We start from the raw sequence: 9,633 nt of genomic DNA, 5'->3' as shown, positions 1-9,633 counted from the left end.
CCCCTCCGGCTCCGTCTCTGACTCCCAGCTCTCAAGCAATGTAGCGCTACTTAACCGCAATTCGCAGACCTTTACCGGTAATAATCAGTTATTTAAGAACAATACTAATTCCACCACTGGCTTCCAGGTTCAGAATGCGGCTGGAGCAAGTGTACTGACCGTCGATACTACCAACTCAACCACCATCCTCCAAAGCATCAATAGCGAGGCTACTCTAGGCAGCGAGAAAGTCACCAACGGCACCTTCACCGGCAATGCAACCGGCTGGACTCTAGGTACTGGCTGGGCCTACAACTCCAACAACGCTACCAAGACTGCCGGCACCGCCAGTGACATAGAACAAAACATCTCAGCCTCAGCAGGCGAGACCTACCGAGTAGCCTTTACCATCTCCAACCGAACCGCCGGCTGCCTGACACCAGAAGTAGGCGGTGTTTCAGGCCAAAACATCTGCGCGAACAGTACTACCCAAACCCAAGTCATCACCGCCACCACCACCGGCAATCTCAAGCTCAAAGCCGACAGCGCCTTCGACGGTACTATAGACAATGTCTCAGTCATGAAGCTGACTGCGTCTAACAGCGTACTAACCGTCAAGAACAGCGATGCTTCAACTGGGCTAGAGATTCGAAGCGGAGGAACGCCCGGGCTGAATAACACCTTTATAGGCTTGCGCGCAGGGCAGTCTACAACTGAAGGGGATAACAATACGGCTCTTGGTGTTTCAGCTCTGCGCAACCTAACATCTGGTATCTGGAATGTTGCGATTGGCAGCAATGCACTGCAAAATACTACGACTGGGTTCTGGAATGTGGCTGTCGGCGGAGATGCTTTGGCATCCAACACTACTGGGGCTTACAACACGGCGATCGGCACAAATGCCATGTGGAGGAACACTACAGGCGTTAACAATACAGCGCTAGGCGAGGACGCTCTAATTTTCAATACCACCGGCAACAACAACACCGCCATTGGCTCCGATGCCCTCGATAGCAACACCACCGGCGAATATAACACCGCCATTGGCTCTGATGCCCTCGATAGCAACACCACCGGCGAATATAACGCCGCTGTCGGTTTGGGTGCGCTCGGCTCCAATACCACCGGCAACAACAACACCGCCCTCGGTCCCGAAGCTGGCGCCACCAACGTCACCGGCTCAGCCAACGTCTTCCTTGGTTACCAAGCTGGCTATAGTGAAACTGGCTCCAACAAGCTGTATATAGAGAATTCGAGTACTAGTACCCCGTTGATTGGCGGCGACTTCGCCGCAAACTCTTTAACATTCAACGGTTTTGTATTGGCTAAAAACACCGCAGACTCCACCACCGCCTTCCAAGTTCAAAATGCAGCTGGAAACTCTTTATTTACCGTAGATACCTCAGGCCTTAAAATTACCCTAGGCGCAGCCAGTGCCACACCAGTGCTGCTAGTGCTGGGTACTAAGAACACGGCCGGGGACCCGACCTGCACCAGTGGAGCTGTGTACTACAACTCCAGCACCAAACAAGGCAAGGTCTGTGTAGACGGAGCCTGGAGTGCTGTTTCTGCGCCTGTGGTTACCACGCTACCATCCAGTCCTAGTGATGGCGATGAAGTAACCTACCAAGCCGATGCCACTAACGGCATCTACTGGCATCTGCGCTACAGAGCCGGTTCGGCTTCTGCCTACAAGTGGGAGTTTTTGGGAGGGTCAGAACTGTACAGCTCGGTAGCAACGGCAGAAAGCACGCAGTCAGCTACTTTTGTAGCGCTTGCTACCGCCGGACCTTCTATAGCGCTGCCTCTGCCCGGTGATTATGAGATCGGCCTGGGCGCCACGATTTCTCAAGATTCAGCCAACTCACCGGCGGTCATGAGCTTTGATATTGGCGCGACTGCTGCCTCAGATGGGGATTCTATCTGGGAGTTTTATTCGGTTAGAACAGACGGCACACCAGGGCCTATTAGAAATGCCAATGTGCTGCTTCGTAAAACAGGGCTGAGCGCGGTGACGCTTACGGCAAAATACCACTCTACAAGTAACGCGAACAGTACCTTTAGTCAGCGTACTATGCGGGCGCGACCGATAAGGGTAGGGCCATGAGTATAACTTTTAATAAACTTCTAGCGCTCACATTAGCTACCATCCTCTTAGGCATCGGTGTAGGTTTAATCGCCGACCAATTTGTGACTTACCCAGGGGAGCGTGGTCTCAAAGGCGAACAGGGCGCAGCCGGGGTGGGCCTAAATGGTCGTGATGGCCAAGACGGTTCGGCCGGTCCTCAAGGCGAAGTCGGCTTAACTGGCCCCACCGGCACCAGCGGAGACACTGCTGACTCCCAGCTTTCCAGCAATGTAGCTCTGCTAGACCGCAATTCACAGACTTTTACCGGTAATAATCAACTGTTTAAAAACAATACCGACTCGGCCAGTGCCTTCCAGGTGCAGGATGCCGGCGGGGTAGTGGTGCTGAATGTAGATACCATAAACAGCCGGGTAGGCATTAATACGGCTAATCCTCAGACATCACTTGATCTGGGCGGCGGCTCATTAACGCTTAACGGCGCAGACACTAGTGGGTTTGACCTGCCCGGCCTTAAGTATGTAGAAACCGGCCGTATGGATATGGGCTGGGGCGGCTTTGGCGGCGGTAATTTTGAACTCTACTCCAAAGGCCATGCCAGCCGTCAGGGGCAGTTTAGAATAGTTTATGGCGGTGGAGACTTTGGTGATATTAGGTTTATTCACTATAACGGCACTAGTTTTCCCTTACGGGCCATTCTGACCAAGGAGGGTAATTTTGGTATTGGCGCCGATACGCCCACCGCTATGCTAGATGTCCGCGGCAACGCACTATTTAAGAACACGGCAGACTCTACTACTGCCTTCAGGGTGCAGAATGCAGCAGGTGCGGATGTGGTCCTGGTGGATACAACCAACAAGCAATTGACCGTGAATGGTGCAGCCAACGAGGCGTTTAGGGTTAAAAGTCCCACAACTACCTACTTTAATGTAAACACTAATACATCTCCGGCTGTAGAGGTGGTTAATGGAGCCACGCTAAACCTTTGGTCTGATGGCTATATAACTAGACAGCTCAGGCTCAAGGCCAGTGACGGCAGGATTGAATGGGGCAGTTCGGCCGATACAGTGCTTTACAGAACGACTACAGGAGGCCTGCCAGCCCTGCGCACTGATCAAACTGGCGGCTTATTGGTTGGGGGAACGGGTATCTCGGGAGGGCGAATCGGCTCAATTACCCAGACTACTGCTGGTAATTCCTTTACCACATTTGTCAGCGGAGAAACACAAAATCGCTTTGTAATTACTGCTGCGGGCAAACATGACTGGGGCGATGGAACAAACCCACAAGACACCAACCTCTATCGATCAGCTGCTAACACGCTTAAAACCGATGATAATTTTTTGGTTCAAACCGCCACCAACTCCACCACCGCCTTCCAAATACAGAATGCAGCGGGTGCCAACTTAATACAGGTCGACTCCGTTAATAACAACATTGTTATCGGCAATAGTAGCGGAGCGACTCGTACATGGTCGACCAACGCAAATGCCATCACTACTGCACGACAAAACCATACCTCAGTATCGGCTAACGGATACATTTATGTAATAGGTGGTTCTAGCGATGATACGTACACTGGGGCACAGAGTACGGTTTATTATGCCAAATTGAACTCAAACGGTACTACCGAGGCCTGGGTGTCTACCACTGCACTGCCGCAAGCTCGCTGGGGAGCCCACTCAGTAGTAGTAAACGGCTATGTATATGTGGTTGGGGGCTTAGATGCGTCTGGTACGGACAATACTACGGTTTACTCAGCGAAATTAAATGCAGATGGCACTCTCGGTTCCTGGCAAACCACAACGGCGTTGCCGAATGCACGCTCTCTCGCCAGCGGCCTAACTGCTAATGGCTATATTTATATTATTGGCTCTAACGACACATCGACTACCTCGTATTACGCCAAAGCAAATTCTGATGGGACTGTTGGGGCCTGGCAATCAACCACAATCCCAAACTGGACACGATATGATGCATCGGCGGCCGCGAATGGGTATCTCTACATTATTGCCGGCGGTGGCCCTGAAGCCAATTCAGATACAAATATAGCTTATGTCAGAGTCAACGCTAATGGCTCTCTCGGAACATGGCAGCTGGCAAGCAACCGACTTACTGAAGGACGGAGCTCAAGGCCTCGTGCTGTAGTATCGAACGGTTATCTATATGTATATGGGAATAGCACTAGTGTGGAATACGCTAAGTTGAACAGCGATGGTTCACCAGGCACATGGACAACTTCAGCCAACGCCTTGCCGGCGAATATCCGAGCCCAAGGAGCGGTTGTAGCTAATGGCTATATTTACTCACTTGGCGGCCTGGTAGGTGCAACATCACAAACAGCTGTGTACTACACTTCTACACCGCGTACCCAGATCGCTGGCGCCCTTGATCTCGTTGGGGTAAGCAATGGCACGCTGGCCGATGGCGAGGTAGGCCTAGGCGGGGAACTGACTGCAGGCAATGCTAATATAGTCGGCAATCTTCAGGTACAAGGGCAAGCTACCTTTGCTCAAAGCGTCTCTGTAGACAAAGAGCTGGCTGTGCGAGGATCGGCGTTGTTTAAGAACAATGCTAATTCTACCGCAGCCTTCCAGGTGCAAGATGCGTCCAGTACTACAGTGCTAGGCGTAGATACCTCGGGGGGTATATTGTTCTCTAATAAAGCCAACTCAGCCTCCACTATAGCCTTTCAACTAAAAGCCAATACCAACCTCACCACCTCGGGTGCTAAACTATTGGTTCTTACTAACGGATCGCTGGGCGATAAATTCAGCATAGATAAAGACGGAAACGTGGTGGCAGCTGGCGGGCTTACCACTAGCGGCAACATACAGGCGAACGGAAATTATCTTATACACAATAATACTGAGAGTATCGCTGCCACAAATGATGGAGCAGCTGCTTGTGCCGTGCAACAGGTTGGCTACCCAGAAGCTTGGGAGGCAACAGTGCGTATTTATAGAACTACCGATAGCGCTAACCAGCAGTTTTATCGGGTTATATTGTCTAATTATTACTATGGCTCGGGGTCGACAGCTACAACAACAGATCTTGGCGGAGGCACAGTTATGTCGGCCACCTTTGGACCCTCTAGGGTAGGCACAGGCTGTGCTGCAGGTGACAATAATAGTTCTGACTCGGTAGTATTGAGAATGGTTGGGTCTTCAGCCGGTAATGGCCAGTGGGCAAGCACAATTGTCTGGAGAAAGCTGTACTGATTTGCTTCACCTGTTAGGCAAAATCGGTATGAAAAATAAATTTTTTGGTGGGGCTGGCTGGACTTGAACCAGCGACCAATCGGTTATGAGCCGACTGCTCTGACCACTGAGCTACAGCCCCTCGTCGCAGCAACTAGTAGGTGCTGCGTATTATTTTACTCACCTCCGTACCGCCTACCTGATTGTAAACATCAAACGAAAGCTTTACAATCACTGGCCGTCTATAAAAATGTGTTCATATATATTACCCTTAAGCTATGGATTGGAAGAAAATCGGTCAGCAGCTGCATATCGGAACTATTCTAGGCTTTCTAATAGTTATTTATCTGGTGGTTTATCTGGCCGGAACAGTTAAGCGCAATTATGAACTGCAAGAGCAGCTCAATTTTCTAAAGCAAGAGATATCTACTTTGGAGGCGGAAAAAGACGCCCTCAAGTATCGCATTCAGTATTACCAGACCGATTCATATAAAGAGAAGGAGGCTAGGGCCAGGCTTGGCCTGCAGCAGCCAGGGGAAAGCGTGGTGATTCTGCCAAATAAGCCTAAGGATCAATCGGCGGAAAAAGAAGGAAAGAAAAAACGAAACTCAAACATTGAACAATGGTGGAATTTCCTGCTTGGCCGTACTTGACCAACAGGTTAAAAACTGGTAAATTATGTAGACGCAAAACGCCGCGGGGTGGAGCAGTGGTAGCTCGTTGGGCTCATAACCCAAAGGTCGGTGGTTCGAATCCACCCCCCGCTACCAAGTGAAATTTGCTGGCCGCCTTAGGGCGGCCCTTGTATTTAAAATAAAGTTTTGCAAACCAAGGAACTGTTTGCAAAACTAAAGAAGCAGCGGTATCAAAGCTAAAGCCAATGTTCGTCTAGGCGGATTGCGGCTGCGGCTCGAATTATCGCTGCAACTAGGCTGCGTAGCTCAGTGGTAGAGCAGAGGACTCATAAGCCTTTGGTCGCAGGTTCAAATCCCGCCGCAGCCACCATTTATGAAATTATCTTTTGATCAAAAAGTTAACTGGCCTACAGTAGGCAAGTATGTTGTAGCCGTATCCGGTGGAGTCGATTCGGTGGTTTTACTGCATCTTCTTGCGTCATCAGGTAAAAAATACGATTTAATTCCGGCTTATATCGACCATGGCTGGCGAGATACAGCAGTGGAGCAACGGCTGGTTCGGAATCTGTCTGAGCATTTGCATCTCGAACTTCAAACCGGGGCACTTAAGCTTAAAACCAAAAGCGAGGATGAGGCCAGAAAAGGGCGCTACCTGGCACTGGAAGACATTCGTAAAAGCAGCAATGCCCTGGCCATCATTACCGCGCATCACATGGATGACCGGTTGGAAACCAGCATTATGAACGTGCTGCGTGGCACTAACCGCTATGGCCTGGCGCCCCTGCATTCAACAGATAAAGTTATTCGCCCACTGCTGAATGTTAAAAAGAGTGAATTAGCCACTTACGCCAAAAACCATAATCTTGCGTGGTGTAGCGACCCGACTAATTTAGATTCTGCATATAGGCGCAACCAAGTGCGCAACCAGCTGCTGCCAAAACTGCGCCAGAAAAATAAAGATTTTGATGCAAACTATAGACACATCATGACTGAGGCAGAAAAACTGAACGCAGAAATCGACAGGCAGCTTGCAGGGTTGACCACAGTTAGTAGGGGCAAGGCGGAACTGGATAGGGCAGAACTTAAAAACCTCTCTCTGCCGGTAGCGAGGCATGCGCTGGTATTTATGGCCCGCCGGGCCGACCCGGCCGCGGAGCTAGATGCCATGACAGTGCATCAGGCTGCACTTCAGCTGAAAACAGGGCGATTGCGCGGAGGGCGAAAACTGACTAGTTCATTGTTAATTACTATCTCGAATGATAAGATAACTATTGTTTCCAATCCTGTTAAAAGCGTTAAATAAGGAAGATTTGTGAAGAAACGTTCAAGAAGTTTTTTGTGGTTAATCGCTATTCTGGCCGTGCTGGCTGTGATGGCTGTGGTTTCTATGCCTCAGCCCAAAACCGAGGATGTAACGCTTTCTCAAGTGATAGAAGAGGCCTCACAGGGTAAGATTGAACGAATAGAGGTTTCGGGCGATAAATTGACAGCCACCCTAAAAGATCCGGCCGCGCCCAAGCAGATTGCTTACAAAGAGAGTGGTGCGAACCTGACCGATTACGGAATCGATTACAAAAAGGTGACTATAGATACTAAGAACGGCGATTCCAGCTCCAAATACATCATTGCCGGAATCTTTAGCATTCTGCCATTTCTTTTAATCGGCGCGTTTTTATTCTTTATGATGCGGCAGGCTCAGGGTTCTAGCAACCAGGCGCTTAGCTTCGGCAAGAGTAAAGCCCGCCTGTTTGGCAGCGATAAAGAGAAGGTTACATTTAAGAACGTAGCCGGCTCCGAAGAGGCTAAGCAGGAGCTGAGTGAGATTGTGGAATTCTTAAAGTACGCCAGCAAGTTCGAGGCCTTGGGTGCAAAGATTCCCAAAGGAGTTCTACTCTTCGGCCCGCCGGGAACCGGTAAGACTCTACTAGCTCGCGCTGTAGCCGGTGAGGCCGGTGTGCCGTTCTTCAGTATTTCCGGCTCGGAGTTTGTAGAAATGTTCGTGGGTGTCGGTGCTTCTAGGGTGCGCGATCTCTTCACTAAAGCCAAAAAGAACGCTCCTTGTATTATATTTATAGACGAAATTGATGCTGTCGGCCGTCAGCGTGGTACCGGTATGGGCGGTGGGCACGATGAGCGTGAGCAGACCCTGAACCAGATTCTGGTAGAAATGGACGGCTTTGAGCAGGGGACGAACGTAATCGTGATGGCAGCAACTAACCGGCCGGATGTGCTGGATCCGGCACTGCTGCGCCCTGGCCGATTCGATCGCCGGGTGACGCTTGATTCACCAGATGTCCATAATCGCAGAGATATTCTGGAGGTACACTGCGCCGGTAAGCCTCTAGCAGAGGATGTGAACTTAATGCAGGTTGCCAAAAAGACCCCCGGATTTTCTGGAGCCGATCTTGCCAACCTCGTGAACGAAGCTGCTATTTTAGCTGCCCGTATGAATGCTAAAAAAATCACCCAAGCTCACCTTGGCGCTTCTGTAGAAAAGGTTTTGCTTGGCCCTGAGCGCAAGAGCCACATTATGAATGCCAGAGAAAAAGAGATTACCGCTTATCATGAGGCAGGGCACGCCATAGTCGGCCACTATATGGAGAATGCGCATCCAATTCACAAGGTTACTATTATTTCTCGCGGTTCAGCAGGAGGCTTTACCTGGAGCTTGCCGGTGGAAGACCGCCACTTAAGCAGTGTGCAGGATTTTAAAGATGATCTAGCTATGATGCTGGGCGGGCGGGTAGCTGAGCAGTTGGTATATAACGAAATCACTACTGGTGCTTCTAACGACCTGCAGAACGCGGCTGCCATTGGCCGCAAGATGGTCATGGATTACGGTATGAGCAAAAGGCTTCCGAATCAAGTCTTTGGCTCGCACCGCGATGCTATTTTCTTAGGTCGTGAACTAGGAGAGGGTAAGAACTACTCAGACGAAGTCGCTAAAATTATTGATGACGAAGTAGCGGCTTTAATAGATGAAGCCGCCAAGCGTGCCGATACAGTTATAAGAAAACACCGCAAAAAACTCGATGCTGTAGCCGAGCATCTGGTAAAGGAAGAGACGCTAGAAGAAGATCAGTTCTTAAAACTGGTGGGCGGGCCGAACTTGCGTAAAAAGTACAAAGAGCCGGCAGTAGATATTAAAAATGATACTAATACACCTCCAGCTTCTCGAAAACTCGCCGAAGCTTGACAGTTTTCTGATTTACAACTAAATTACCTTTACTGCTTTCAGTGGAGAGAATTGAAATTTAAGGGGCAAACGCTCCGAAGGTTTGCCAAGGAGGATCCCCAGGTGCGCCGGATGCGGCAGCCGGGTTCTGCTTCTTGGCAAAAAAGTTAGGGTGATTACCCCAGGAGCAGGGGTGGTTAATTGCCATACGGCTCACTCCCTTTTTTGTGAGCTAAGGTGGACCCTAATACCGGATACGGCATCCGGGTGCCGGTACCTGTCCGGACAGGGGCGGCGTCTACGGGGGCGCCGCCCCAGAACTTCGACCACCTCCCTCCCGGGTGAGGTCGGAGGAGGACACGGTGTCCTCTTACTCGCGAGCCAGCAGTGTCGGCTGCATGGCCCATGACTGCTGGCTCGCTGAGTCTTTTCAAAACTTCGGGCCGTGGCCTGAAGACGCAGTAACCCTGGGGTGCGGCTTAGCTCGACCTTCGCCGCACCCCGATACTTTCAAAACTTGGACACGGATGTCCTTCCCGCGGTGGGGGGGGGGGGGGG

5 protein-coding genes and 3 tRNA genes are annotated in these 9,633 nt (G+C 50.6%); 7 read left to right on the top strand and 1 reads right to left on the bottom strand.

All coding sequences use genetic code 11. The annotated features are described in order from the left end of the window. The coding region (locus VNA68_02170) for a hypothetical protein (protein HVE80923.1) at positions 1 to 2,086 on the top strand (2,086 nt) is incomplete at its 5' end. After that, positions 2,083 to 5,286, top strand: coding sequence for a hypothetical protein (locus tag VNA68_02165; GenBank protein HVE80922.1), 3,204 nt, complete (start codon positions 2,083 to 2,085; stop codon positions 5,284 to 5,286). The genes VNA68_02170 and VNA68_02165, both read left to right, overlap by 4 nt. Positions 5,287 to 5,331: 45 nt before the next feature. Here VNA68_02165 and VNA68_02160 read toward each other — a convergent pair. Further along, a tRNA-Ile gene (locus VNA68_02160) sits at positions 5,332 to 5,407 on the bottom strand. A gap of 136 nt (positions 5,408 to 5,543) precedes the next feature. On the opposite strand from VNA68_02160, the gene VNA68_02155 reads away from it, so the two are divergent. The 5 genes from VNA68_02155 to ftsH all read left to right on the top strand — a co-directional run bounded on the left by VNA68_02155 (position 5,544) and on the right by ftsH (position 9,096). Beyond that, on the top strand, positions 5,544 to 5,918 hold the full coding sequence (locus VNA68_02155; GenBank protein HVE80921.1) for a septum formation initiator family protein: 375 nt from the start codon (positions 5,544 to 5,546) through the stop codon (positions 5,916 to 5,918). 42 nt (positions 5,919 to 5,960) lie between these two features. After that, positions 5,961 to 6,035: transfer RNA gene (locus tag VNA68_02150), tRNA-Met, on the top strand. 160 nt (positions 6,036 to 6,195) lie between these two features. Then, positions 6,196 to 6,270: transfer RNA gene (locus tag VNA68_02145), tRNA-Met, on the top strand. A 3-nt stretch (positions 6,271 to 6,273) separates the two neighbouring features. After that, positions 6,274 to 7,203: a tRNA lysidine(34) synthetase TilS gene (gene tilS, locus VNA68_02140; protein ID HVE80920.1), complete on the top strand. Its 930-nt coding sequence runs from the start codon at positions 6,274 to 6,276 to the stop codon at positions 7,201 to 7,203. A gap of 9 nt (positions 7,204 to 7,212) precedes the next feature. Beyond that, the gene (ftsH, locus tag VNA68_02135) at positions 7,213 to 9,096 is read left to right on the top strand and encodes an ATP-dependent zinc metalloprotease FtsH (GenBank protein ID HVE80919.1); all 1,884 of its coding nucleotides are present in this window, start codon (positions 7,213 to 7,215) and stop codon (positions 9,094 to 9,096) included. Positions 9,097 to 9,633 lie beyond the last annotated feature (537 nt).

The organism is Candidatus Dormiibacterota bacterium (genome assembly GCA_035536395.1).
Lineage (GTDB): Bacteria > Patescibacteriota > Saccharimonadia > UBA4664 > DATLOE01 > DATLOE01.
The sequence above is the reverse complement of the archived record's forward strand: the minus strand, read 5'-3'. Positions and strand labels throughout refer to the sequence as shown.